Annotated in this window: 22 protein-coding genes; 2 read left to right on the top strand and 20 right to left on the bottom strand. The window is 73.5% G+C overall.

The features are described 5' to 3' along the window. Positions 1 to 211: 211 nt before the first annotated feature. The 20 genes from J5X86_RS30885 to J5X86_RS30790 form a co-directional block, all read right to left on the bottom strand. On the bottom strand, positions 212 to 2,314 hold the full coding sequence (locus J5X86_RS30885; RefSeq protein ID WP_208519983.1) for an ATP-binding protein: 2,103 nt from the start codon (positions 2,312 to 2,314) through the stop codon (positions 212 to 214). A 5-nt stretch (positions 2,315 to 2,319) separates the two neighbouring features. Continuing rightward, positions 2,320 to 4,206, bottom strand: a complete 1,887-nt coding sequence (locus J5X86_RS30880; protein WP_208519982.1) for a hypothetical protein — start codon at positions 4,204 to 4,206, stop codon at positions 2,320 to 2,322. Beyond that, positions 4,203 to 4,733, bottom strand: a complete 531-nt coding sequence (locus tag J5X86_RS30875) for a hypothetical protein (RefSeq protein WP_208519981.1) — start codon at positions 4,731 to 4,733, stop codon at positions 4,203 to 4,205. Before J5X86_RS30875 ends, J5X86_RS30880 begins: the two co-directional genes overlap by 4 nt. A gap of 2 nt (positions 4,734 to 4,735) precedes the next feature. Further along, complete coding sequence (locus J5X86_RS30870) at positions 4,736 to 5,872, bottom strand: hypothetical protein (RefSeq protein ID WP_208519980.1); 1,137 nt, start codon at positions 5,870 to 5,872, stop codon at positions 4,736 to 4,738. After that, entirely contained in the window at positions 5,869 to 7,911 is a 2,043-nt protein-coding gene (locus J5X86_RS30865; RefSeq protein WP_208519979.1) for a hypothetical protein, read from the bottom strand. The genes J5X86_RS30870 and J5X86_RS30865 overlap by 4 nt, the downstream gene beginning before the upstream one ends. 2 nt (positions 7,912 to 7,913) lie before the next feature. Beyond that, entirely contained in the window at positions 7,914 to 9,170 is a 1,257-nt protein-coding gene (locus J5X86_RS30860; protein WP_208519978.1) for a hypothetical protein, read from the bottom strand. Positions 9,171 to 9,182: 12 nt separating this feature from the next. Beyond that, entirely contained in the window at positions 9,183 to 11,147 is a 1,965-nt protein-coding gene (locus J5X86_RS30855) for a phage tail protein I (protein WP_208519977.1), read from the bottom strand. Next, positions 11,144 to 13,219 (bottom strand): putative baseplate assembly protein, encoded by a 2,076-nt coding sequence (locus tag J5X86_RS30850; protein WP_208519976.1) that lies wholly within the window; start codon positions 13,217 to 13,219, stop codon positions 11,144 to 11,146. The genes J5X86_RS30855 and J5X86_RS30850 overlap by 4 nt, the downstream gene beginning before the upstream one ends. Continuing rightward, entirely contained in the window at positions 13,216 to 15,165 is a 1,950-nt protein-coding gene (locus tag J5X86_RS30845; protein ID WP_208519975.1) for a putative baseplate assembly protein, read from the bottom strand. The genes J5X86_RS30850 and J5X86_RS30845 overlap by 4 nt, the downstream gene beginning before the upstream one ends. Beyond that, positions 15,162 to 15,575, bottom strand: a complete 414-nt coding sequence (locus tag J5X86_RS30840) for a GPW/gp25 family protein (protein ID WP_119993565.1) — start codon at positions 15,573 to 15,575, stop codon at positions 15,162 to 15,164. The genes J5X86_RS30845 and J5X86_RS30840 overlap by 4 nt, the downstream gene beginning before the upstream one ends. Beyond that, the gene (locus J5X86_RS30835) at positions 15,572 to 16,267 is read right to left on the bottom strand and encodes a phage baseplate assembly protein V (RefSeq protein WP_237299472.1); all 696 of its coding nucleotides are present in this window, start codon (positions 16,265 to 16,267) and stop codon (positions 15,572 to 15,574) included. The genes J5X86_RS30840 and J5X86_RS30835 overlap by 4 nt, the downstream gene beginning before the upstream one ends. A 2-nt stretch (positions 16,268 to 16,269) precedes the next feature. After that, positions 16,270 to 17,451, bottom strand: a complete 1,182-nt coding sequence (locus J5X86_RS30830) for a phage late control D family protein (RefSeq protein ID WP_208519974.1) — start codon at positions 17,449 to 17,451, stop codon at positions 16,270 to 16,272. Between the two features lie 10 nt (positions 17,452 to 17,461). Next, entirely contained in the window at positions 17,462 to 18,133 is a 672-nt protein-coding gene (locus J5X86_RS30825; RefSeq protein WP_014057289.1) for a LysM peptidoglycan-binding domain-containing protein, read from the bottom strand. Between the two features lie 304 nt (positions 18,134 to 18,437). After that, a complete protein-coding gene (locus J5X86_RS30820; protein WP_208519973.1) occupies positions 18,438 to 18,632 on the bottom strand; it encodes a putative phage tail protein in 195 nt (64 codons plus the stop codon). Then, positions 18,629 to 19,147, bottom strand: coding sequence for a phage tail protein (locus J5X86_RS30815; RefSeq protein ID WP_078646079.1), 519 nt, complete (start codon positions 19,145 to 19,147; stop codon positions 18,629 to 18,631). Before J5X86_RS30815 ends, J5X86_RS30820 begins: the two co-directional genes overlap by 4 nt. Beyond that, positions 19,144 to 20,637, bottom strand: coding sequence for a phage tail sheath subtilisin-like domain-containing protein (locus J5X86_RS30810; protein WP_208519972.1), 1,494 nt, complete (start codon positions 20,635 to 20,637; stop codon positions 19,144 to 19,146). Before J5X86_RS30810 ends, J5X86_RS30815 begins: the two co-directional genes overlap by 4 nt. Before the next feature lies 1 nt (position 20,638). Beyond that, positions 20,639 to 21,094: a phage tail protein gene (locus J5X86_RS30805; RefSeq protein ID WP_014057285.1), complete on the bottom strand. Its 456-nt coding sequence runs from the start codon at positions 21,092 to 21,094 to the stop codon at positions 20,639 to 20,641. A gap of 20 nt (positions 21,095 to 21,114) precedes the next feature. Continuing rightward, positions 21,115 to 23,379: a phage tail sheath C-terminal domain-containing protein gene (locus J5X86_RS30800; RefSeq protein WP_208519971.1), complete on the bottom strand. Its 2,265-nt coding sequence runs from the start codon at positions 23,377 to 23,379 to the stop codon at positions 21,115 to 21,117. Between the two features lie 10 nt (positions 23,380 to 23,389). Next, a complete protein-coding gene (locus J5X86_RS30795; RefSeq protein WP_208519970.1) occupies positions 23,390 to 24,115 on the bottom strand; it encodes a carboxypeptidase regulatory-like domain-containing protein in 726 nt (241 codons plus the stop codon). Next, on the bottom strand, positions 24,112 to 24,690 hold the full coding sequence (locus J5X86_RS30790; RefSeq protein ID WP_208519969.1) for a DUF4255 domain-containing protein: 579 nt from the start codon (positions 24,688 to 24,690) through the stop codon (positions 24,112 to 24,114). Before J5X86_RS30790 ends, J5X86_RS30795 begins: the two co-directional genes overlap by 4 nt. A 178-nt stretch (positions 24,691 to 24,868) precedes the next feature. Here J5X86_RS30790 and J5X86_RS30785 point away from each other — a divergent pair, with 178 nt between their 5' ends. After that, on the top strand, positions 24,869 to 25,066 hold the full coding sequence (locus J5X86_RS30785; RefSeq protein ID WP_014057281.1) for a hypothetical protein: 198 nt from the start codon (positions 24,869 to 24,871) through the stop codon (positions 25,064 to 25,066). Positions 25,067 to 25,241: 175 nt separating this feature from the next. Then, a complete protein-coding gene (locus J5X86_RS30780; protein WP_208519968.1) occupies positions 25,242 to 26,039 on the top strand; it encodes a BTAD domain-containing putative transcriptional regulator in 798 nt (265 codons plus the stop codon). The last annotated feature ends 36 nt before the right edge of the window (positions 26,040 to 26,075 follow it).

Raw genomic sequence — 26,075 nt, 5'->3', positions numbered from 1 at the left:
TGACCGGCCAGGAGCGAGGTCCCCACCGTGGCAAGAGGGTGCGCTGCGCGGGCCACCGTCGCATTGCTCACGGGCGCCGGAGCGGGAGTCGGTGCCGGGCTCGGGGCCGGCCCCGGTCGGACCGCCGTCGCGACCTCCTGGGGGCGGGCCGGTGGGATCGGGGCCACCAGGCGGTGGAGGGAGAGCGGGGGTTCGGTGGGCAGCATCGGCTTCACCCCGGGATTCCGTCGTCGAGCAGATGGGCGTGCGGGCCTAGTTCGGCCGGGCGGAGCAGGCGGGCCTCGCGTTGGAACTGGCGTGCCACACCACGTACGACATGGCGCATGGTAATCGTATCGCCGCTTCCGTCCGCCGCGGCCAGTGCCGCCGTGCGGGCCGCCGCGGCGATGGCGGCGCCCGTCATGTCCAGGCGGGCCAGGGCCTCCAGGTCCACGTCGGGCGCGAGCGGGGCCTCCTCGGGGAAGGCGAGGCGCCACAGTCTGCGGCGTTCGGCGGCGGCCGGGCGGGGGAAGTGGACGACGAAGTGGAAGCGCCGGGTGAAGGCCGGGTCGATGTTGTCCTTCAGGTTGCTGGTCAGGATGACCAGGCCGTCGCTGGCCTCCAGGCGTTGCAGCAGATAGCCGACTTCCAGGTTGGCGTAGCGGTCGGTGCCGTGCTTCACCTCGCCGCGCTTGCCGAACAGGGCGTCGGCCTCGTCGAAGAGCAGCACGGCGTGGCTCTCCTCGGCCTGCCGGAACGCGATCTCCATGTTCTTCTCCGTCTCCCCCACCCATTTGGAGACGACCTGGGCGAGGTCCACCTTCAGCAGTTCCAGGCCGAGCATGCCGGTGACGATCTCGGCGGACATGGTCTTGCCGGTTCCGGGCTCCCCGGTGAACAGCGCCTTGACCCCGCCGTGCCCCGAGCGGCGGGCGAATCCCCAGCTCTCGGCGATCCGGGGCCAGGCGCGGAAGGCCGACGCGATCTCCAGGATCTGGCGGAACTGGACATCGGGCAGGACCAGGTCCCCGACGGTGCGCCGGGGCGTGATCGCGTGGACGGCGCTGCCGCTGCGGCCGCGGGTGACGGTGGCGATGGCGGGCTCGACGTGGTCGGCGACCGGCTCCGGGTGTCCGTTGCCGGCCAGGCGCGCCCCGGCGTCCGCGACCGAGGCGACGGCGCGCAGTTCGCCGCCGCTCATCCGGTAGCGAACGGCGAGGTCTTCGAGGAGGGTGCCGTTCAGGTCCGGGAGCGCGGCCGACCACATCGCCCGGCGCTCGGTGAACCCCGGGACGGGCACGGTGAGTTCGGCGTATGCGCGCGCGGCGAGCAGGCCCGCCGGGCGCCAGGGCTTCAGGCCGGTCAGGCACACCGGCACGCGCGAGCGCAGCAGCGCGGCGGACACCGCGTCGGCGGCGGGCCTCTGCCCCTCGCCGTGCAGGTCGTCGGTGGGGATCCACAGCACGGCGCCCAGCACGGCGGCCGTCCGCAGATCGGCCTCGGGGTCGGCGGTCAGGGTGCGCAGCGGCGCTCCGGCGGCCCGGGCCAGCGCCTGTACGGCGTCGAGCTGGCCGTCGGGCGGGCAGCCCCACAGCCCGGCCAGGTCGAGGTCGCCTGAGCCCAGCGCCCGGCCCAGCCGGGTGAGCCGGTCCGAGGAGAGGTACGGGGACAGCACGCGGGGCTCCGGCGGCGCGACCTCGCCGGGGTCATGGCCGAGCAGTCCCACGTCGCCGCCCCAGCCCAGCAGGAAGTCCAGCACCCCGGGGCCGGGGACCAGTTCCTGGGCGAGTTCGACCGCGGCCTCGCCGTGCGCGCGCAGCAGCCCGTACCGGCGCAGTGGCCCGGCCGGGCCGAGGGCGCGGCGCAGGGCGAGGCGGGCCGCCGCGCCGTCCGCGCCCACGGCCACCAGCAACTCCACGCTCGGCAGCCGCCGGTTCAGGTTGTCCACGACGTAGGCGTAGATCCGCTCATAGCCGCGGTCCAGTTCGGGCGCGGCGGCCAGGAGCAGGGCGTCCTGCTCCGCGCGGGTCAGGCCGAACCGGGTGGCGAGCGCGTCCAGCGGCAGGGTCGTGCCCTCGGCGGACGCGCGCCGCCTCAGGTCCCGTTCGGCTTCCGGCTCCGGCTGCCGGGGGGCGTACGGCTCGGCCATGGTGTCGGCGAAGACGTGCACCTCGCCGAGCAGTACGTCGACCTGTTCGTCGGTCACGCAGTACGGGGTGAGGTCGGGCCTGGTGAGCCGGGCGGCGAGCGCCGCCTGGCGCTCGACGGCGGCCCGCAGCGCCCGGTGCAGGCCCGCCAGCCGGATCCGCAGATGCTCAAGCGCTGGTTCGCCCATGTGTCTCACCCGGCCGAGAAGGTCAGGGTCCGGCCTCCCAGCCAGGCCACGTCGGGCACATCGGCGAGCAGGCCGCCGCGCAGGAGGTCCGCATGGCGCCGTCCCATCGGAACGCGCACCCGGACGGCCGCGGCCTCGAACCGCACCGTGGCCTCCAGGTCGGCGAAGCGGTCCAGGGCCAAGAGCGGATCCGGGGTCTCGCGCTCGCGCCAGAGCGTCCAGGCGATCGTGGACAGGCCGAGCGCGGCGGCCAGGGTGACAGTGCGCTCCAGACCGCCGTCCTGGCCGAGCGGCACCGCCCGGCGCTCGGTGACCAGGGCGGTCACCAGGTCCGTGCACCGCTGGGCGTGGGCGGGCAGCTCCGCGGCGAGGCGCATGTCCGGTGCGGTGCCCGGCGCGCTCCACAGCGGGGTGCGCCAGGGCAGCCGCGCCACCGGGTCGCCGCGCAGCGGCCGTACGCCGGTGAGGAACGGCACGCCCGCCGAGGCGAGGTCGCGCAGAGTCCCCGGGGGCAGGGGCCCGTCGCAGAGCAGCACGGGCGGATGCCCGCAGAACTGCCAGTACGGCAGCAGCCCGGCGGCCTCCGCGGCCCACGCGATCGGGAACATGCCGTGGGCGTCGATGAGAAGCAGTCCGTCGTCGGCGCCCGTGAGCAGCAGCGGGTCGGCGGGGGCGTGGCCGCGGCACACGGACAGCGCCAGGACGCCGTCGAGGACCGGGAGCGCGGGGCGCACCTGCCGGGCGAAGGCGGTCAGCCGCTCCTCGTCCAGGGGTGGGGAGAGACCGGCGAAGGCGGCCGCGGCCTCGCTGTCCCGTTCGGTGCGCCGCCAGCCCCGTGCGGTGGCGCCCAGCACCTTGTACGCCAGGGCTGCCGCGAACAGCGGTGCGTCCTCGGCCAGTTCGACACCGGACAGGGCAGGCCGGATCGCGTCGAGGTACCCGATGCGGGCCAGTGGCCCGGCGAGCAGGAAGGGCAGGGCGGACCACACCTGCACCTCGCCGGTGGTGCGCACCCCGGCGGCGGTGCTCGCCCCGGCGGGGGTGCCGCCCGCCGCGCCGGTGCCGCCCGCCGCGCCGGACGGCTCCTCGGCACCCGGGTCGTACGGACCGGCCGGGGGCTGGATCAGCCGTACCGCCTCCGCACGGTCCGCCGACGCCAGGAAGTCGGCGAGCAGCCGCGGCAGGTCCGCAGTGTCGGCGCCCGCGACCGCCGCGCGCAGCCGCTCGGGCAGCGGCTCGGCGGGCCCGGGGCGGGCGGCCTCGCCGTGCGGACCGGCGGGCGGAGGGCCTGCCGTGAGGACGCGCCCGACGAGTTCGGCGAGCAGCCGGGCGGCCGCCGTGTCGTCGACGCCGAGCAGGGCCGGCAGATACGCCCGTACCGACACGTCCGGCAACAGCGCGAGCAGCGCGTCCAGTTCGCCGCGCTCCGCGAGTTCGGCGAAGAGCGCGGCGGCGCTCGGGGCGGTCCACGGATCCGGCGCCGCCGCGAAGGACTCCTCGAACGACACGGCGTCGGTGTCGGTGCCGGTGCCGGGCGCCTCGGCGGGGACCTCCACCATCGGCACCGGCGCGAAGTGGACCTCGACGGGCGGCCCACCGCCCGCCGTCCGACCGGACCAGCCGTCCCGGCCCGGCCGGACGGTGACGGTCAGCGGCTCGGTGATCTCCACATCCGGCCCGTCGGTCGCCAGCCGCTCGGCGAAGTGATCCGCCAGCAACTCAGGCAGGGCCTCGACCACCTGGCGGACCAGGCCGCGTGGCTCGGGCCCCCAGCTCCACCCACCGCGCCGGACCACCGTCACGGTGCACCGGTGCACCGTGATCTCGCCGGGCTCACCGTCGTCGCCGGTCTCGCCGGTCCCGCTGGCGGTCGGCGCGGTGGGCGCGCTCACGTCACCCTCACCTTCCCCAAGTGGCCCGCCCAGCCGGCCGCGAGCACCAGCACACCGTGCACGCTGTCCGCCACGAGGGTCACCGGCAGTTTCACCTGGGTCTGCTGGGCGGGGATCTCCCCGGCGAGCACATGGGTGTCCTGCTCGTCGGAGACCAGGGCGACCACGGGGGTGGGGCGGGCCACGGCGACCTTCACGGTGACGGTGAGCCCGTCCGTGGCCAGCGCGATGCCGTCGGTCCACGACGCGAGCCGCACCAGCGCCGGTTTGGGTTTGCCCTCGGGCGTCATCTCGACCCCGAAGGCCAACGGCTCGGCGAGGGCGGCCGGTTCGTCGTCCACGGCCGCCACGGCGAGGTCCCGGGCACTGAGCGGAAGGGCCGCGACGCGGCCTCCGTCCAGGGATACGCGTAACGGCAGCGCGCGGCCGACGAGCGCGGCCACCTCGTCCGGGGCAGCGCCGCCGGTCAGAGCCAGCGCGCCCACGACGTGGCCGGTGTCGACGGCGTACACCACGGAAAGTGCCATCGTCAGCCACCGCCGTTCGTCGGCGCGACCGTCGCCAGGACGAGGAAGTCGACCGCACCGGGCTGTTCGACGACCTCGGGGGTGGCCTTCAGGGGGTCGTACAGGCGCACCCGGCAGCGGACCCGCCGGTCTCCGTCCACAGCGACCTCCACCGGGCTGTAGAGCATCGTGCCCGCCAGGGGCGGTGTGCGCGGGGTGAGATGGACATGGATCACGACCCGCCCGTCGGCGACCTGTTCCGGGGTGATGCCGGACGGCAGCGGCAGCAGCATTCCGTCGGTGGCGGTCCCGGAGGTCACCAGCGTGCTGCCGGCCGGCATCCGGCCGCTGAAGCTGCCCTCGATCGTCAGGTTGCCGTTGGCCGCCACGGTCATCAGCGGGGCGACCGCGCCGCCGCCCTGGTAGAGGCCGAAGACCAGGGTGGGCTGATCGCCGCCGGACAGGACGAGGGCGGGCTTGCCCTCCTCGGCCTCCGTGCCGGTCCGCAGGGTCAGCGCGCCCGACCGGGCCGAGACGGTGTCCGCACGCACTCCGGCGAACCGCGCCGCGACGCCGCGCGCCGTGGTCTCGATGCCACTGAAGTGGCCGTCCGCCCAGTGGACATAGCCCAGCAGGACGAGCCAGCGGGCGGGCGGATCGGCCGGTGGGGCGCCGATCGCGGGCGGCTGCTGCTCCGCCGCCAGCCGCTCGTCGCCGAGGCGCCCGAAGAGGATCTGGTACGACTCCTCGACCCGGGTCTTCGTGGCGCTGCCGGAGCAGGAGACCGGCCCCGGGAGCTGGGCCGGTTCCCGGTCGGCCGCGGTGAGGAAGACCGGGTAGGGCTCGTCCGTCGGCTGGTCCGCGCCGTTGACCTCTTCGAAGTCGCTCTCGCGCAGCACGACCGGCTCGGTGACGACCACTTCGCGGCCCGTCCCGTCGACGGCGATCCCCGCCGAGACGCTCACCTCGACATGGCGGACACCCGTCAGCGGGTCGGTACGGGGCTCGGTGGCGAGGCCGAGCCCTTCGACGATGCCCCACTCGTGCAGGTGCCGCGCGTGCCGGGCGGCCCCGGCGCGCGCGTACTCCACCGTGGCCGACAGGTCCGTGGCGGCCAGCACCTGGCCCTCGTGGAAGGCGGGGCGCAGGGGGCCCGTCATGGCGTCTCACCGGGCTTTCGGGTACGGGGCGAGCGGCTGCGCTTGGCCGGGGGCTTGGCGGGTTCGGCCCCCTGCTCCGGCCCCTGTCCAGGTTGGTCGGGCTGGTCCGGCTGATCCGGTCCCTGGTCCGCCGCTCGGTCCGGTGTGCCTTCGAGGTCCGCGAGGCGGGGCCCGAGCCGTTCCGGCACCTGCCCCTCCAGGTGGGTCATCTGCGTCCGGGCGCTGCCCAGTTGGGTGCGCAGCCCCTCCACGGCGGCGGTGAGGTCCGAGACCTGGGTCCTGAGCCGGGCGAGCTCCTGCATGCTGTCGGTGACTTCGCTGGGGGTCGTGTAGACCTGTTCGTGCAGCGCCTTGGGCGGTGTCTCGCCGGGTGCGGGGGTCAGCAGCAGGGACAGCATCTCCTCCAGGTCCCCGGTGCGCGGCCAGTCGCCGAGCAGGTCGTCCGCGTACGGGCGCGCCACCGGTCCCTCGGACGGGAGCGTCGGCTTCTGGTGGTGCGGAACGGGCAGGCAGCACACCCGCTCGGCGAGTTCCCGCAGCCGGTAGAGCTTGGGCAGCCACTCGCCGTACGCCGATCCGCCCGGCAGCACCTGCTCCCGGGTGGCCGAGCAGACCCGCACGACCTCGCAGCCGTCCAGCTCCAGGCGCGCGAGCAGGACGTCGGTGTCGGCGCAGTCACCGCACGGCGGGTTGAGCGTGGCGCACGCCGCGTCGGTCAGGAACCGGCGCAGCGCGGTGCCCAGGGCCGCGGCCGCCTCCGCGATCTGCTGCACCTCGGCGACGGTGGCCTTCTCGGTGCTGTCCGGCGGCGGGGGCGGCAGCAGCGGGGGTACGTCGACGGCGGCGACGTCCGTGCGCAGCGCGCAGTCGGCGAGGTCGGCGGCCTGGTCCAGCCGGCACAGCAGCCACTCCCGGATCAGGCCGAGGTCGGCGCGGAACTCCACCCGCAGCGCGTGACCGAGCGGTGTGCCCTGGGCCAGCATCCGCACTTCCAGCGGCGCGTCCGGGTCGCCCCGCTCCGGTACGACGCGGGCCGCGGTCTCGGTGACGACGGCGCGGGCGATCGTACGGCGCAGCGGGTCCGGCCACGAGGCTTCCATGTCGGCGCCCTTGAGCCGCTCGCACGCCGTGCCCAGGACGCCGCGGGCCTCCCGCACGGTGGCGAGGTCCGGGTAGTCCCTCCCGAGCTGCTCCTGTCCGGCCGGGTCGTAGGTGTCGTACCGGGCGACGGCGGCGGCCAGCGCGCGGACGTGCTCGGTCATCTCGCGGGCCGTCGGCGGGGAGGGCGGGCCCTCCCCGCCCGCGTTCTCGCGCAGCCAGGCGAGGGCGGTGGCGTACCGCCCCGCGTCGGCGGCGTCGAAGCGGAAGGCCCGGCCCGTGGCGAGCGACGCGACGGTCAGGGCGTCGGTGTAGTGGCCGAGCCGCCGGTCGCGGGTGCGGGCCCGGTCGGCCCGTGCGAGGTCGCCGAGGCTCATGAGGAGCCGGGTGCCGGGGTTGTGGCGGTGGTCCTCGAAGTCGTCGCACTTGACGACGAATTGGACCCCCTCCTGGATCCTGGAGGGGACGCATCCGGGCGAGGGGCAGGGCTCCTCCGTGGCGTACGGGGCCACCGGCTCGACGGGCAGCTCCCGATAGCGCACGTAGAGCCCGTAACGGCGCCCGCCCTCGTCGGCGTTGTCGGCGCAGTTTTCCCCACAGTCCACACCGAGGCCGCTGATGCGCCGCTCCCGCACCAGTGCCTGGACGTCGACCCGCTCAGCGCAGGGCACCACGATGTCGTTTCCGGCGCAGTCCAGCGCGTGTCCTGGGTGCACCGCCACGGTTCCGCCGCCGCACGGGTCGCAGGTGACGCCGAGGCCGCAGATGACACCCGGCCCGTACAGGGAGCGGTTGTGCAGTCTGGCCTTCGCCGTCGTGTACTCGACCAGCAGGCTGAGATCGTCCTCGGTCAGCAGTTGCCCTGCGAAGAAGCGAGGACGTACGAAGGCGGAGGTCCGGGTGGCGTCGCCACCGCAGCCGCATCCGCAGTCTGTTCGCATGATCAGCGCTCCTTCACGAAGAACCAGCTCTCGAAGACGTCCCCGCCCGCGCCGGTGCCGGACGTCCAGGGCCCGATGCCCGAGGGCGGGAGGTCGCAGCACTCGTCGCCGTGCGCGGCCGACAAGGTCGCGCCGGTGTGGATGACCGGGACGCGTCCGCCGACGTGGGTGCCGTCGACCGGGCGGCAGCAGCGGTCGAGGAGGAACGCGGCGCGGACGGTGATCAGTACGCGGTCGCCGTCCTGCAGCGTCTCGCGGGTGGTCTGGCGGTAGCGGAACTCCCGGGTGAACTCGTCGCATTCGTCGGCTTCCGGGTCCGGTTCGGTGAAGGTGCCGCCCATGTACCAGGTGGAGGCGTTGCGGCCGCTGCCGCCCTCGATCACCTGGAGCTCCACCACACCGGGCCGCAGCGTGTCGGACCGTACGTCGGCGGAGAACCGCACCACGAGCCCGCCGTCCTCGTGCTGGGTGCCGAGGAGGTCCTTGGCCTCGTCGATGGTGTAGGTGTGTCCGTGGATCCAGTTGATGCCGGTGATCACCGTAGGCAGATGGCGGCCGAACGGGCGGCGTACGTTCATATGGATCTGGTCGCGGCGCACCGGCTCGTACCAGTCGACGTAAGTGATCCTGGCCAGCCACAGCACCTTGTGCTCGCACGCGGAGCAGCAGGTGTCACAGCGCTCGTCCACCGGTGGCTCGCACCCGGTGACCCGCACCGTGTAGCACTCCTCGGTCCAGCCGAACTCGCAGTCGGAGGTGTCCGCGCAGGCGTCGTTGTAGACGGCGCGGGTGGGTTCGACGGGCCGCTCGGCGTACTCGATGCCGACCCAGACGGTGTCGGTGTCCCGTTCGTGCGGGGGCAGCGCCTTCCACAGGTCGATCTCGCAGCCGCCGCGCACCACGACCTCGTTGCCCTCGCAGTCCACGGCGAGACCGGGAGTGATCCGCACCTTGGCCCTGCGCCGGGTGCGCTCCGGCTCGGTACCGCCCTCCTCCGCGCTCTCCGCGGGCCGCGTGGACTCGTCGGCGGAGTCGTCCGGCGGGCAGTCGTCCTCGTCCCGCGGCACCGGCTCCACGTGCAGGCCGCACACCACGCCGTAGCCGAGCAGACAGCGCATGCGCAGTCTCAACTTCTCACGGTGGTAATCCTGTTCGCGCTGGAAGTCCCGCGCACCCAGCATCTGGCCGTGGAAGTACCGCAGCCGGCGCAGTGGTGGCGCGTCGAACTCCTCGGTCCTCGGTGTTCCTGGCTCGGTCATCGCCCCGTCCTCTCACGACACTTGTGTCTGAATGCCGACGGCGGAGACGACTCCCACGCCCACCCCTCGGCGCAACCCTCTCGGTCCTGGCCTGAGCACCCCGTCGCGGTTCAGCCGCACGGGGTGCGCACCGCCCAGTACGGGCGCCGGGAGCGGAACGAACGCGGTGTCCACGCCGACCGTGGACCGCGAACCGACCACGAACCCCGCGCCGCCGGTGCGTACCGACCCCACCGTGTGCGCGGGCGCCTGCCGCTCCACCAGCCGTCGCAGCGCCGCCACGTCCGCCGATCCGGCGGGCAGGAGCAGCCGGAACCGGTGCGCGTGCGCGGTGAACGGGTCGCTGTCCGGCGTGCCGAACGCGCGCAGCGGCGCCGCGCCCAGCGCCGTGCCGCCGACCCGGAAGCGGCTCGCCGACCGGCCGAACAGCCGCACTGCGCCGAGCCCTTGGGCCGGTCCGCCTCCTTGCCGCGCCTCGCGCAGCCACGCCCAGCGGCGATCCGTCGCCAGCTCGTCGACGACCGGAGTCACCCCGAACACGATGCGCACCGCCTCCCGCAGCGCCCACGGCGTGCCCCGGCGCCGGTACAGCTCCGGGGCGGCGGCCAGCAGCGCGCGCCGGGTGCGGGCGTCCCAGCCCGCCTCGAACGACAGGCCCAGCAGACCGGCCAGCCACGGCAGCGCCTGGTCCGGCACACCGGCCGGATCCAGGAGCGACGGATACCGCTCGATCACCCGGTCGAGCTGGGCTAGCGTGGCGTCGAACAGCGACAGGAAGCGCTCGGTGAAGTCGTCGGCCGCGGGGTCCTCGCGGAAGGCGGGCGGCAGCAGATCGGCGCTGGTGACCCGGGGGAAGTCCAGCCGGATCCGGCGGACAACCGGAGTCGAGCCGCCGTCGCCCGACAGCCGCAGCCGTAGCCGGAGGAAGCGGCCGGGCGGCTGGTCGACGAGGAAGTCCGTGGCGCCGGGAACCGACGCCTGCCAGTCGCTCTCCTCGTACCGCCCGTCCTCGCTCACCACGATCTCGACGGCGGCCGCCGTCCCGGCGGGCACGTCGGCGTCCACGCGCACCCGGTGCCAGCGGCACCGCGAGATGCCGCTGTCGATCAGAGTGGTGAGGTACGACCCGCTGGTCACATACGCGCCGGTGGCCGGTGGCGCGGGGTCCCTGGGCAGGCCCTGCCAGGTGAAGCAGCTGGTCTCGGGGCCCTCCGGGCCCTTCTCGCTCAGGCAGAACCCGTCCTCGTCCGCCGAGGTGAGCGTGGACGGCGGCAGGTCCGCGGCCAGTTCGTCCACGGTGACGGGGCGGAAGGGGCGGCCAAGACCGCCCCGGTGGATCCCGAGCCGTCCGCCGTCGTCGGTGAGCAGCCACACGGTCCGCTCCGGTCCGGTGCGCAGGCCGATGACCTCGCCGGGCGCGTCGGTGCGCAGCACACCGCGGAAGCCGCCGGTCGAGTCGAACCGCCGCAGGTCCGTGCCGCCCTGACAGGCCACCAGGACGTCGTCGCCGGGACCGAGGGCGGCCCACCGGGGCCGCTCGGCCCGGATCACACCGGCGAGTTGCTCGCCTTCGCGGCGCCACACCAGGACCCGGTCGGACTCCACCACGGCCAGCCGGTGTCCGCGCGCGGCGACGGAGACCGGCTCGCGCAGCGGGCCGGGGTCGCAGCCGGGTGGCCAGACGGGGGTGAAGGCACCGCTGCACATATCGCGGCGCAGCAGCCGCCGCTCGCCGGGAACGAGCAGGTACCAGCCGCACGGTCCGCATCCGGGCGCGAGGCGGGGGTCGGGGAACCACGGCAGCAACTGGTCCCGGGTGGGGCCTTCCGGGTCGGCGCCCTGGTGGGCGAGCCGGAGGCCGGCCGGGTCGTCGAAGCCGACGATGCCGTCCACGCCCGGTTCGCCGCCGGTCGGCTCGTCCCAGCCGACGTAGGCGTCGAGGAGCCGGAAGGTCGCGGGGTGCGGGGTGCACGTCATGGCCGGTCTCCTACCGGGATCAGCAGCGGGCGCTCCGGCCAGATCAGGGTGTGGGGCGGGAGGGTGTGGTCGGTGCAGGGCGGGCGGCGCACTCCGTCGACGGTGAGCGCGAGCCGGGTGACGGCCAGCACCCCCTCGACCGCCAGCAGCCGCCGGACCAGCGCCGTGTGGCGCAGCGCGCCGCCGAACGGCCAGCCCGCGCCGTCCTCCCCGCCGCGCAGTGGATCCAGGTAGGTGCGCACCGCGTCCCCGGCCCGGGCCAGGACCGCGGCCCGGTCGAGGTCGGGGTCGAGGGAGACCCAGGACTCCACCGCGACGCGGCGGTACGGCGCGGGGGCGGCGACCACCGTGACTCCGGCGGGGGCGGCTTCACGGATGAGGAAGTCGGCGACGGCCCGCAGGGTCGCGGCGGTGGGGACCGGCGGTTCGCTCGCGTCGTCGCCCGGCGGTAGCGGCGGTACGACGAGGACTCCCACCACGCCGGGGATCGGCACCCCGGCGAAGTCGGGGTGCAGGCCGGGCACGCCCCGGGCGCGGGCCACCGACGCACCGGGCGCGCGGGTGGCGAGCTGCCCGTAGTCGGCCGGGGCCACGGCGCGGCCGCGGGCCCGCAGTTCACCGGCGCCGCGGCGCATGGCGTCGGCGTCGGGTTCGGCGTCCGTTCCGCCGGAGGCCGGGAAGGGGTTGCCCACGCCGGTGACGAACGGGAGCGCGGTCACCACCCCGTTCACCGCGCCCGCCGGTACGGCGCCGGCGCTGCCGCCGCCCACGCGGTAGCGCACGGCGCGGACGTTGCGGAAGCCGGGCGGGACGGCCGCGCCGCTGACGCCGTCCCCGAAGGTCACCTCGCCGCTCTCGTGGTCCACGGTGAACACCCGGTCGTCGGCGCCGTATCCGGCCAGGCTCTCCACCTCACGCCACCGGGACGCGGTGCCGGCCGTGGTGCCGGCCGTGGTGCCGGCCGTGGTGCCGAACACATCGCCGCCCGTGTCGTCGTCGACCTCGATGACCACCGATCCGGCGAGGATGGGCACCTGACTGAGCTTCATGCGCCGCCGCCCGGCCGCCGCGAGGTCCTGGACGGGCTGCAGCGGTTCGTCCCGGATGGTGCGGGCGGCGGTGGCGGCGACCACGTTCAGCCGCAGTCCGGACAGCACGGGCGCGGGTCCGGCGAAGGCGCCGTGCGCGATCCGCAGGCGCAGCCAGCGCAGCCGGGGCCGGGTACCGGACGGACTGCCCGGCTCCCAGGAGCGCGGGACCCTCAGCTCGACGGTCCCGTCGGCGCCGAGCCCGGCCGTGGAATCCCGCATCACCTCGGCCGGTACGAGCCGGGCGCCGTCCAGTACATCCCAGCGCAGCAGCGGCGCGGGCGGCAGCGGCAGGGGCGCCGCGCCGCCGGCGGCCGCGGGGGCGGGGGGTGCGGCGACGACCACGAAGCCCAGCGACAGCCGCGGGTAGGGGGCGGCCGGCCCGGCGAGTCCGATCCACAGCGCGTTGCCGGGCTCCGGGTCGCGGCCGAAGGGCTCGAAGGGGCGGCTGGGCCCGGCCGGGCCCAGCGGCAGGGCCTGCAGCGTTCCGGCCTCCTGGACGGCGAGGTCGGCGAGGGCGGCCGGGGTGGCGTACAGGTCCTGATCCGTCTCGTAGACGACCTGCCCGGCCGGGGTCGAGGCAGCGCTCTGGAACCCGGCGGGGACGAGCACGGAGGCGCCCTCCGGCGGGTTGACGGTGAACTCCAGGAGCGCCGCCGCCGCACCGGCGGGGCGCCTGCGCACGCCCGCCGTCGCCAGATGTTCGGCCAGGACCTTCTCCGGCAGCCGGTTGACGCGGCCGAGCACGGGTTCGGCCTGGGTGCCGAAGAGGCGGACGAGGGCGACACCGGCGTCCTGCCGGTCGGGGTCGGTCCAGTCCGGGGTGTAGCCCGCGATCCGGCCGCGTACGTCGGCGCGGACGGCCTCGCGGGTCGCGTCGACCAGTTCGGGCCGGCCGCCGGTCGGGCCGGGGCCGGGCACGATCCGCCCGTCCTCCCTCTCCCGTTCCCGCGCGTCCTTCTCCCACCACACGTCCCCGGTCATGCCAGCCCCTCCCCCGGTTCGGCGGCGGGCACGATCCGGGTGTGGACCGTCCGCAGGACGGGAAGCTCCCCCGCGCCGAGCGGCACCTCGTCGCACTCCTCGTCCGGTTCGGCCCCGTCCAGGCCGATCGCCACGGCGGCTACGTCCGCGAGGTCCCCCAGCGACCGCTGCGCGGCCCGCAGCAGGGCCGAGGGCCGCAGCGGCTGTCCGAACGGCCAGCCGTCCTGGTCCTCACCGCCCACGAGCGGGTCTAGGAAGCGGCGCAGCGCGGCGGTGAGCACGGTGGACACGCGGGTGTGGTCGGCCGGGTCCCCGGACAGGGTGACGCGCAGCGTCACCTCGCGGTAGCGGGGCGCGCGGACGAAGACCTCGGAGGTGAGCAGCCGCGCCTGGTCGAGGCGGGCGGCGGCCGCGCACAGCATGCCGGGGTCGGGGAGCGGCGCGGCGACGAAGTCGTCGCGGGTGAGGTCGTCGCGGGGCGCGGCCGGGACGATGTGGACGGTCACCGCGCCGGGCACCGTGGCGCACGGGAAGCCGGGGTGCTCGCCGACGGCCGGGTGCGCGCGGGCGATGGCGACGCCCGGCGTCGTACGAGCCAGGGTGACGTAGTCGTCGGCGGTGACCGCGCGGGTCACCTCCCCCAGGGACGCGGCGGCGCGTTGGCGCGCCTCGGTGATCGTCTCCGGGTCCGCGCCGCCTTCGGCCCGTACGAGGTTGGCGGCCGAGACCGCTCCCGGCGGGGCCGGAAGGTCCTCGGCCGGCAGCCAGTTGCCGGTCATGCCGCCATTGCCGCCCCGGCCGCCGCCGGTGACGTAGTCGATGTGCGCGTCCGGGTCCGGGCGGGGGATGCGCCCGGTGAGTCCGTCGCCGAACACCAGCGCGCCTTCGGCCCGGTCGAGCACGAAGATCCGGTCGGCCGGTGCGCCGAAGGTGAAGTCCGGCGCCGGCTGCCACTCCTGGCCCGCCAGCCGAAGGGTGGCCTCCAGAAGGCGGCCTGCGGCGCCCGGCAGGACGAGGTGCTGGCCCGGCAGTCTGAGCCAGGCGTCGATCTGCTCCCGGAGGTCGGCGCCGCTCGCGGTGCGGTACGTGCGGTGGTGTGCGGCGGACACGTTGACGGCGAGTTGGAGGAGGCGGGGCGGGGCCGTGTAGGTGGCGGCCGGGGTCGAGACCAGGAGCCCGGAGTCCTGTGTGGTCCAGTCGGCCGAGGGGTGCAGCCGGACGACACCGGACCGTCTGAGCCCGGCCGTGCCGTCCTCGACCTTCTCGAATCCGCCGGAGACGTCCGTGCCCGGCCGGAACCAGGACCAGGTCAGCTCCGCCGGAGGCGGTACGTCGGCGACCGCCCCGGGCAGCCATGAGGGCGCGGACGCGGCGGGCGCGTCCAGCTCGACGAGCAGGCCGATCGGGCCGGGCGCGGGGTGCGCCCCGGTGAGCGGCAGGGTGAACCGGACCTGTGCCGGGGCGCCGTCGCTCGCCAGCAGCGCGATGCCGCGGCGGGCCCGCAGGTCCGCCGTACGGTCGCGGTCGGTCCACACGGTGACCTCACCGCCCTCGGCGAGCGGGAGGACGGCCACGTCGTCGTCGAGGGTGAAGACCACCTGCCCGGTGGGGTCCCGGGTCAGCGCCGTCCCGGCGGGGACCACGGGTACGTCGGTGCCCTCCTGCCGGGCGGCGAGGCGCAGCACGGTGGCGGCGGGCCGGGCGGGGCGCGGCGGTTCGAGGCCGAGCAGCCGCAGTATGGCGACCACGAGCGCGTCCGGCACCTGGTCGAGCCAGTACAGCCGCTGTTCGAGGAGGTAGGCGAAGAGTTCGAGGAGGGTGACACCGGGGTCGACGGGCGCGTGCAGCGTCCAGGTGCCGTCCGACTCGGCGGGGATCCGGCGGCGGATGGCCGCCATCATGTCGGCCCAGGTGAGGTCGTCCAGCTTCGGTGCGGGCAGGGTCATGAGATGCCCCCGGTGAAGCCGGTGAGGCCGGTGTAGAACGGGAACACCAGGTTCGCCTTGGTGTTGCTGCGCCGGATGCGGTAGACGACCGAGACGGTGATCCGCGACTCATCGGCCGGGTCGGCCTCCGCGCGGACCTCCTCCAGCTCCACCCGCGGCTCATGGTCACGGACGGCGGCGGCGATCGACTGCTCCAGGTCGCGCAGGTTCTGCACACTGCCGGGGGCGAACACCAACTCATGGGCGCGGGTGCCCAGTTCGGGCCGCATGACCCGCTCGCCGGTGCCGGTGAGCAGCAGCGCCCGCAGACAGTGCTCGATGCTCTCCTCCCCGACGGCGTACCCGAGCCGCCCGGACGCGTCGGGCAGGATCGGGAACCGCCAGCCGGTCCCGAGAAACTCCTCGCTCATGCCGTCCTCGCCTTCTTGGCCAGTACGGCGGGGGTGAGCGGCGGGGTGGGCGGGCCGGTCGGCCCGGCGGCGGAGGGGTGGGTGTGGGTGTTGAACGCCTGGAGCAGCGCGTTGCCGAGCACAAGCGGTTCGGTGGCGCCGCCGCCGAGGTCGATGGAGGGGGAATCGACCGTCACCTTCGGCGCCTTGAGGGTGATCTCGCCCTGTGCCGTCACGGTGACGCTGCCGCCCTCGGCCGCGGTGATCCGGAGCGCCTTGCCCTGGTCGTCCAGTTCCACCACGTGTCCGGCGGCGGAGGTGATGCGTACGGCGGCCTTGGACTCGGTGTCGTCCAGGAGCACTTCATGGCCGTGCCGCGTCCGGATCATCTTCTGGTCGCGGCCCTCGGTGCGGGCGGTCGGCGGCTTGTCCTCGCCGTTGTAGAGGCCGCCGAGCACGATCGGGTACCGCATGTCCCCGTGGACGAAGGCGACAAGCACCTCGTCGCCCTTCTCGGGGACGAACACCGAGCCGTAGCCGCCGCCCGCGTACAGCTGACCTACCCGGACCCAGTCGGTGACCGTGGTGTCGTCGAACCAGGGGAACTTCAGCTTGACCTGGCCCTCGTCATCGCCCTCGTTCTCCACCACGAGCGCTTCGACGACGCCGTAGTAGCGCTTGTCGGTGGAGCGGGCGCGTGGCGTACCCCTCATCGTCACTGGTCCCCCTGATGGATCCGCCGTGCGGTGAACTGGGTGAAGAAACCACCAGTGCCCAGGGTGTGCTCGACCCGTTTGACGAAGTAGGTGCCGGAGAAGCGGCGGCCGAGGCCGTAGATCTCCAGGTTGTCGCCGGGCCGCAGCTCGGGCAGGCCCGCCACCTTGCCGGTCGCGGTGATGAACTCGTACGCACGCTCGCGCAACAGGCTGATCGCCAGTTCGCGGGCCTCCTGGTCGCTGCCGACGGGCGCGTCGACCACGACCTCCTGGCGGCCCTGCAGGGTGGACTCGGCGGCCTGCGGGCCGCTCTGCCCATCGGCCGTGTTCTGCCCGGCGGGAAGGTTGTCGGCGGTCGCGGTGAACGCGATCGGCTGTTTGGTACGGGGGTCCCAGCCGCGCACGGTGACCTTGCTGACCTGCTGGGAGACGGTCAGGGTCGGGGTGAACTCGATCAGGTTGGGAATCAGCCCAGCGGGCTGCCCGGTGGGGCCGGTGCTCAGCCCCGGCGCGTACGCCAGCCGGTACAGCCGGATCGGGCGGCCGTCGCGGCCGTCGGTCGGCTTGATGAAGTACAGCGTGTCCTCGCCGGTCGTCGCGTCGGGGAGGATGTAGCAGTCGAAGTCGAGCCGCTTGGCCCGCTCCAGCAGGAACGTCGCGTCGTCCTGGTTCTTCTGCACCACCCGGTCGTGGGTGGGCCCTTCCCTGGTGACCTCGATGCGCAGGTGGTTGCGCTGGGCGATCTGCTCGGCGATCCGCCAGTCGGGCAGATTGCGGTAGATCTTGGTCTCGTTCTCGGTGGGCTTGCGGTCCTTGAGCCGCAGCAGCCCGTCCACCCCGCTGACCTGGACGGTGGGCGACGCGCCGTCGGTGAACTTCGGGCTGAGCGTGGAGATGGTGCCGGTGGCGACGGTGAGCAGCTTGTCGGCGTAGCCGAGCCGCACCGAGACCCGGCCGCCGAGCCGGAAGCGCGGCGAATCGCTGTGCTTGAACCGCAGATTGGCGTCGTCCCAGTTGTTCAGGGTGAGGTCGAACCCGGACATCTCGTCGATGTCCCGGTTCACCTTGATGTCGATGATGTCGTTCTTGGTGGACGGGTCCATCTCCAGGCCCTCGATGCGCACATCGAACTCGGGCGCGTACCGGTCGGGCGACGCGACCTCGGGTGTGGGGGTGCTCATCGGGCGCTCCTCACGGCAGCCGGGGCACGGTCAGCACACGGCCCGGCCGCAGCTCCCGCGGGTCGCTGATGCCATTGGCGCGGGCCAGCTCCCGCCAGGCGTCGGGCCGCCGGTACAGCGCGGCGGAGATGGAGCTGAGCGTGTCGCCGCGGCGCACCACATAGCTCTTCTCCACCGTGGGCGACGAGCGTGGTGTCTCGGCGACCTGCACGGCGGCCGTGCGGAACTCCTTGAGCGAGAGGTCCAGCATGGCCCGCAGCGGCACACCGTCCGGCCGGAAAAGCTGGTAGTTGACGTCCAGCTTCTCCACGACGCCGGTGAAGACCTCTTCGTCCCAGACGAACCGGACGACCGGCGGGGCGTGTTCGCGGCTGTCGGGCCGCAGCAGATTGCGCACCGCGTTGACGTAGAGCTTCCGTACGTTCTCCAGGGTGTCGGAGGTGTCCACCAGCGCCTGCACGGTGAGGGTCTCCGTGCCGCCGCGGACGTACTGCAGGGGCGGTGTCTCCAGGCCGGGGATGGTGATCTCGGCGAAGGTGTTGCTCTTGCTGAGCTTGTAGTCGGTGGGGTTGAACCGCAGCGGGATCCGCCGCTGCCGCTCGTCGGCGATCACGGGCCGGACGATCTCCAGCCGGGCCTTGGCGGCGCCCTGCCGGGCGAAGGACACGGGCGTCACGCTCACGCTGCCTCCTTGTTCGCCCCGCCGCGGCAGCGGCTGATGTCACTGCCGCCCGCGCGGCGCAGAGGTGCGGCTTTCGTCGCTGTCTGCGGCCCGGCGGCCGCGCGTGCGACGCTCATCGCACCTCCTCGTTCGTTCGCCTCTCCGCCCGCGCGGCGCAGAAGTGCGGCTTTCGTCGCTGTCTGCGGCCCGGCGGCCGCGCGTGCGACGCTCATCGCGCCTGCTGGTTCGTTCGCTTCTCCGCCCGCGCGGCGCAGAGGTGCGGCTTTCGTCGCTGTCTGCGGCCCGGCGGCCGCGCGTGCGACGCTCACAAGTGGCCCTCCCCGTCGCCGAAGCTGCGTTCGCCCTGGGTGTGTTGGGCGCGCGCGCACTGGTCCTCGTACAACTTCGCCCACGCCTGGATGTGCTTGTTGAACAGGCGGGTGAACACGGCGCCGTCGTCGCCGTCCACCTGGAACCGGACCTCGAGATGGTGAATGGTCACCTTCGGCACGTCGGTCACCTCCCTTGGATCAGGCGCGGCAAGGCGCTCGCCGCGGCGTCCTGCAGGACCTTCGTCAGCCCCTCGTGCGCGATCTCCAGCGACTCGATGGCGATCGCGTTCTGTTCCGCGTGCAGGTCCGGGCCGGTCCACTTGGCGGCGAGTCCGCCGTGGAAGGCCCACGCCGCGCCGGGCACCCCGTCCGGGCCGAGCACGATCACCGCGCCGTCGCGGCGGGCGCCCAGCGAGTCGGCGAGCCCGGCCTGGTACCAGGACCACAACCCCGGGTCGCGCACCACCCCGCGCTTGAGCGTGATCCGGTTCCACGAGTGGCGCAGCGGCAGTTGGTGGACCGAGTCGTTGCGTCCGCCCTCCGCGTAGCTCGTCACCTCGAGCTGTGCGCCGAGCCCGGTGACCTCCTGGAACGCGCCGGAGGCGGCCAGGGGCAGCAGCAGCGCCTGCGCGGCCGGCAGATATGCGTCGCCGGGGTCGAGGGTGACCAGGAAGCGGTATTTCGGCAGCGGATCCAGGCTCACGCCTCGATCACCTCCAGACCTCGGTCCTGGCCGAGTACGAGACGCAGCCGGATGAACTCCATGGGGACGGCCGGGGCGACCTCGATCTCGCAGACCAGCTGCCCCGGGTCCTGCTCGGGCGGGTTGTTCGTGTCGTCGCACACCACCCGGAACGCCTGCTCGGGCCGGGCGCCGGCGAGCGCCCCGGCCCGGTAGGCCGAGAGAAGCACGGAGGTCAGCGCGCGCACCAACGTCAGCCGCAGCTCGGCCGAGTTGACGTCGAACACCAGCGGGCTCGCCGCCCGCCGGATCGCGCGCACCAGCAGATGCACCAGTCGGCGGTGGGCGATGTAGCGGGTGCTCGGGTCGGCGGACAGAGTGCGCCCGCCCCACACCACCAGCCCTCGCCCGCGGGTGCAGCGGATCAGGTCGAGGCCCGCGTCGAACAGCCGGACCTGCTGCGGCTCGGGGTATTCGGCGGCGAGGTCGACCGCCTCCAGGATCACGGCGCCCGCGGGCGTGTGGTGCGCCCCGCGCTCGCCGTCGAGGCGGGCGATGACGCCCAGGACGTGGCCGGAGGCCGGGACGGTGCGCACGTCCTGCCCGTCGGGGGTGCGCAGCGGCGGGTGGTAGACGGCGGCGCAGCCGAGTAGCCCGCTGTCGCCGCTGGCCGCCAGGGCGCCCACCCAGTCGACCGCCTGGTCCACGGAGGACAGCGTGGGCGGCACGTCCAGCACGGCGAGGCGGTCGTGCAACGGCTGTACGCTCCGCAGCAGTTCGAGCACCGCATCGGTGTGCGCGGCGCCGGATAAGTCCGAGCCCAGGTCCGGCAGCGCCACCAGCGCGGGTTCCGGCAGTTCGGCCTGTACGGCCACGGCGTCCGTGTACGCGCCGCGGGTGGGCGCCGCGTCGGCGCCGCCCGCGAGCGTCAGGTCCCAGGACATCGAGATCGGGCCGGACCGCCCCGGTGACGGTGGTGGCCCGTCTGGGACCAGCCGGATGTAGCGGGATGCGATCAGCCGGTCGGCCAGGCCGGCCGGCGGCAGTCCGGGGAAGGTCTCGGGCGGCTCGCCGGGCATCATGACCCGTACGCCCACGGTGGGCGGACCGGCGACGGTGCTGGCCTGGTAACGGATGGCGACGCGCCCGCCGTTGGCCCAGGCGCCCGGGCTGGTGGCGACCACCTGGTAGCGCGTGGTGTCCCAGCCGCTCAGCGGCCCGACCGTCCACGCTGTCCGGGCCGTGGTGGCCGGCCCGGACACGCGGAGCACCCAGGCGGTGCGGCCGCCGTTCTCGAAGAAGCCGCGCAGTGCGTACGGGGTGGCGAAGGCGCCCTCCGGCGGCCCGAAGGTGCCCACGACGTCGTTCCAGCTCTCCACGCGGACCGGTGTGGCGACCGGGCCGCGGCGGAGCCGGCCCAGGAACGCCGCCACATCGGTGCGCAGCGGCTCCGCGTCGGAGTCGCGTGGCGCGAACGCGAGGGATACGCCGGGGAGCGCTTCGCCTGCCATGTCAGACTTCGATCTCCAGCTTCTCGACCGCCAGGACGAGCGTCTCCATGGCGATCTCGTTCTTGGTGGCGCTGAGCGTCGGGCCGGTGTACTTGGTGGGCCAGCCACGGTCGAAGTTCCAGCGCATCACGTCGTTGCGGTTCTCGTCGCACAGCACGATCGAGCCGTGGGTACGCTTCACCGTGCCGTTGAGCGCGTCGGCCACCCACTTCCAGAAGGCGGCGTGGCCGGTGATGCCGCGTTTGAAGGTGAGGTTGGTGAACTTCTTCAGTCCCGGGATCTTGCGGACGGTGATGTCCTCGCTCCCGTTGCGGTACTCGATCGGCGGGATCTCCAGCTCCAGCCCGCTCGCCTCGGTGAAGGACCCGCTTACCGCGAGCCCGTCGTCGCTGACGTTGAACACGAAGATCTTGAAGTTATAGGACGCGTACGGATCGTCCCTGGTCACAGGTGGCATGGTGGACTCTCCTCGGGCACTCAGGCGAGTTGGGTCTCGCGGGTCTTCTGCTGGATCCGGAAGATCACGAACTCCGCCGGGAAGACCGGCGCGACGCCGATGGCGCAGATGAGCCGGCCGTTGGCCAGGTCGTCCTCGGTCATCGTGGTGCGGTCACAGGCGACGAAGAACGCCTCGTCGGCGGTGGTGCCGGCGAGCGCGCCGCTGCGCCAGACCGTGGTGAGGAAGTTCGTGACCGTCTGGCGGACCAGGGACCACAGCGCCTCGTCGTTCGGCTCGAACACCACCCACTGGGTGCCCTCTTCGATCGACTCCTCCAGATAGAGGAACAGCCGCCGCACGTTGACGTACTTCCACGAGCTGTCCGAGGAGAGCGTGCGCGCGCCCCAGACCCGGTGGCCGAGCCCGGGGAAGAACCGGAGCGCGTTGATGCCCTTGGGGTTGAGCACGTCCTGATGGCGCTTGGTGATGTCCTGGGCGATGCCGTCGGTCAGCCGGATGCCCCGGATGACCGTGTTGGCGGGCGCCTTGTGCACCCCCCGCTCCACGTCCACGCGGGCGTAGATCCCGGCCATATGGCCCGAGGGCGGCACCTCGACATCGCGGCCCGCCGACAGGTCGCGGGTGACCAGCCACGGGTGGTAGAGCGCGGCGTACTTGGTGTCGAACCGCTCGCGGAACGCCTGGACGCCCTCGATGTCCAGACCGTCCTGCGGATCGAGGATCGCGAACCGGTCCCTGAGCAGTTCGCAGTGGGTGACCAGGGCCGATTCGACCGTCCCCGACCACATGCCGGGCACCGCGCAGACCGCGACCTCGTCGATGTCCTCCAGCGCGGTGATCCCGGTCCGCTTGCCGCTGCCGCCGTCCTCGCCGACGAAGTCGGCCACGCTCAGACTCCCGTAGGCGTCGTCCCCGCCTCCCAGCGTCAGCCAGGAACCGACCGCGGGCAGGGGGAACTTCGCCGGGTCGGTGGACAGGGCGCCCAGAGCCGTCGCCCGCACCAGCCGGGAGCGGACGGCCAGGGCGGTCACCAGGTTCGCCGCGGTGTCACCGGTGAGCCGGAGGTTGCGGTGCGTCTCCGTCTCCACGGCCCCGGACGGATCGGTGAACCGGGCGTCGACCTGCGCCTCGACCAGTTGCAGCCGGTCGGTTTCGAACAGCGTCCCGGGCACGTTCCCATCCAGGGTGACCACGTCCGCGGCGATCGACTCGACGGTGCGGATGGTCAGCTGGGTGCCGTCGTCGAGCTGGACGACGGCGCCCTCGTACAGCCGGCTCGCTCCGCCGATCCGCAGCGTCGGCCCCGCCGAGGTGGTGCCCCGGCGCACGCGGCGCACCAGCAGCCCGCTCCGCCACGCCTCATGTGCCGTGCCGGACGGCAGGGTCAGCGTGACCTTCCCGTCCGCCGGCTGGCTCAGTTGGACCTTGAACCGGCTGGAGCCGATCTGCACCCAGACGTCGGGCGGCAGTTCGTCGGGGTCGAGCCCGGTCACCGCGGCGACCTCGACCGTCTCGCTGTCCGCGGCGGCGTCCGCGGCCAGGCGCGTGACGAACAGCGGGCCCTCCTGCGGATCCGGCAGCACCGGCAGCGCGGCCGAGGCCATCGGCTGGATCCGCACCTGTACCGCGTCGCCCCATGAGCCGGGGCTGACGGCGGCGAACTCCAGTGTCTCCTCCGCGTTGCGCGTCCCGATCTGTACGTAGTCGCCGCGGCCCGCCCTGACCTCCGCGGGCAGCTGGGCGTCCAGCTCGATCCGGCGGGTGGTGGCGTCGTAGGCGGCGACACCGGCGGTGTGGATCGACTGCTGGTCGTCGCCGCGGAAGAGCTGGATCTGCTGCCCGACGCCGGAGAACCCGATCAGGTGGCCGAGCTCCAGCCGGGTCGCGCCCTTGGCGGCGTCGCCGGCGACCGGGCTCACCAGGCCGTGGCCCAGCACGCCCGAGGACGGGCTGGCCTGCCTGCTGGCGACCCGCTTGATGTACAGCCGCTGGCCGCCGTTGTCGAAGAAGCCCTTGACCGCCAGTGGGAACAGCCACCAGCGGCCGCCTTCCGCCGGGTCGTTCGCCCAGGTGTCCCGGATCAGCGGGTCCGGCCCACGGAGAAATCCGCCGAAGGTGTTCTGGAACTCCAGGAAGTTGGTGACCAGCTTGGGCTTGCCGGTGTACGGACCGCGCACGGTGACCCCGGCCATGCCCGCCGTACTGGTGCTCACCCCCGCGATCGGCCGTGGGCCCGCATCGATCTCCTCGATGTAGACCCCGGGGCTCAGATACTCCGCCATGGACGGCTCCTTAACTCTCGCGGATCTCTATGACGTGCCGGCGCTCGATGTCCTGGGGCAGCCGCACGACCAGCGATCCGGTCCGGCCCGGCCGCTCGGTGGCCTGCAGGCGGAATGTCTCCTCGACGGCGTGTTCGTCGGCCTTCTCGCCCTCCCACCGCAGGGCCAGCCGGAAGGCGCCCGCTGCGTCGGACAGGGTGCGCTCATGCCATGGCGTCAGGTCCCGGCTGGTCCGTCCCCTGGCCTCGACCAGCGCGCCCGCGACCGGCGCCCGGGTGGCCGCGTCGACCACGGCGCCGTGCACCGTGCGCAGACCCGTCGGGTAGGGGAAGGAGACGCTCGGCAGCAGCCGGACCAGCCGCGGCTCGGTCACCACCGGCGGCGGGTGGGCGTCGTCATACGGGTACACCAGGAACTCGACGCCCACCAGGGCGGCCGAGAACGGCTGGCCGTCGGCCGGGTACAGCGGCTGGTAGCCGGCGGCCGCGAAGCGGGCCCGGTGGCGCCGTGGCCGGGCCGCCCACGGCTCGGCGCACCGGCCAAGTCCCGGATAGGCGAAGGCGGCGCTGGGGGTGCGCACCGCCGTGTCGTCCAGCGGCAGCCAGCCGCCGTCCTCGTAGCGGTCCAGTTGGACCGTCACCCCGGCGCCGCGCACCCGCCGGGCGTAGTCGTCGAAGGGGATGAACCAAGCCGGACTGTGGAGCGTCGACCGCTCCAGCGGTACGAAGCGGCTCATGGCATCGCCGTCCCGCTGATGACCCGGCTGTGCACCGGGCGGACCGGGATCTCGACGGCGGAGTCCAGGTTGACCACGCGGACCTCGTAGTTCAGCGACAGCCGGTACGGCTTCTGAATCGCGTACCAGACCCAGGACTTCTGGTCCAAGGTGAGCGGGGTCAGGCTGAGGTGCAGCGAGTCGGTGCTCGCCGCCAGGCTGCCGGACAGCTGTACGCCGTCCAGGATCGCGTCGTCGTAGAAGGTCTGCAGGGCCCGTCCGAGCATCCGGTGCTGGGTGGCCTGGTCGCCGCCCCAGGGGGTGACCAGGTAGCGCAGCAGCAGGGCCATCGGCGGCTTGCGGGTGGTCGGTGGGTCGGGTGGCTGGGAGCGCACCGGCGGCCGGTTGCGCGAGGTGGGGTCCTCGGCGATCTCGTAGAGGAACACCGTGAGCTTCGGCGGCGGTGTCTGTACCGTCTCGGAGAGGTCGTTGAGTTCCGCGATCGGCGGTTCCACCTGGCTGAGCCCGCGCAGGGATTGGGTCAGGCTCTCCACGATGACCGTCGAGACGTCGGCGATGACGCCGAAGTCCCCCATGCGAATCCCCCCTCTCCGCGCTCGAAAGCGTGCTCCGAGAGAATGCCGGTCCCGGCGTGGCCGGACCGCGATGCGCTCATCACACGAGCGTCACCGGTCCGTTTTCGCGGCCGACGATGACGAATCCGGACACACATCGACAACGCCGAGGTGACACGGGGAGGCATATCTTCTTTTCATGGAAATCCCCTCAGAACGGACCGGTGTCCTGATCCTCCGGGTCTGGGTGGAAGGCGGCAGGCCGGACGGATTCCGTGCTCGCATCGTGCGGACGGAGGACCGGCACCAGGCGCCCCCCACCGCGGTGAGCGCGGTCGACGACGCACTCACCGCCGTGCGCGCCTGGCTCGATCAATTCATCGAGCCCGACAGGTGACGTTGCCGCGACGTCCCGGTGATGCCTGGCCATATAGCGTCCTTTAGCGGGAAGGCCGGACACACGATCATGATCTGCTCGTAACATGGCTTTAGGGCATCCCGATGGGACGCATGGGATGGGTCGCTGAAGCCAATATCGCCCCGGGGGGCCGATGAGCGCAGAAGGCCATGTCATGACGTTGAGACTGCTCAAGAGTTTCGCGTTGTCGGTCGATCACAAACGCGTTCCGATATCCTCCAGCGCCCAGCGCCTTCTTGCGTTCCTCGCCCTGCAGAACATGCCACGGAGCCGGACCTACGTGGCCGGCACGCTGTGGCCTGACGTCACGGCGCCCCGCGCCAACGCCAACCTCCGATCGTCGTTATGGCGCGCCACGCGAACGGGACATCAGGTCATCGACGCGTCCGCACAAGAACTGGCGATCTGCAAGCACATCACCGTGGACATCCACGCGGCGGCGACGCGCGCACACCGGCTACTCGACATGTCACGCCCCTGCGACGACATCCTCACCACGCAGATGCGGGAGGATCTCTCGGCCGACCTCTTACCCGAATGGTCGGAGAACGAGTGGGTGCTGGTCGAGCAGGAGCAGTACCACGAACTGCGGCTGTACGCCCTGGAGGCGATGACCGAACGGCTGACGGCGGCGGGCCGCCACGGCGAGGCCGTCGCCGCCGGACTCGCCGCCGTACGCGCGGAGCCCCTGCGGGAAAGCGCTCATCGCGTCCTCATGAACGCGCATCTCGCGGCCGGCAACAGAGGCGCGGCACTGCGGCAGTACGAGCAATGCCGCCGCGTCCTGCTCGACGAGCTGGGCCTGGAGCCCTCCCCGACGCTGAGAAACCTGGTGCCACCTGGGGGTGCCGCCCCAGAACCCCCGGCGCGCCGGATCGTCTCCCGCCCGGCGAGCGACGCCCCGGCGCAGGGCACCGACACATCGGCCCCGGCGGGCACCGTGCCCGCGTAACGGGCGCGGTGCGCGGACCAGCGGACCAGCGGACCA

Origin of the sequence: Streptomyces sp. NEAU-YJ-81 (genome assembly GCF_017592595.1) — a bacterium.
GTDB classification, from domain to species: Bacteria; Actinomycetota; Actinomycetes; order Streptomycetales; family Streptomycetaceae; genus Streptomyces; species Streptomyces hygroscopicus_B.
The sequence above is the reverse complement of the archived record's forward strand: the minus strand, read 5'-3'. Positions and strand labels throughout refer to the sequence as shown.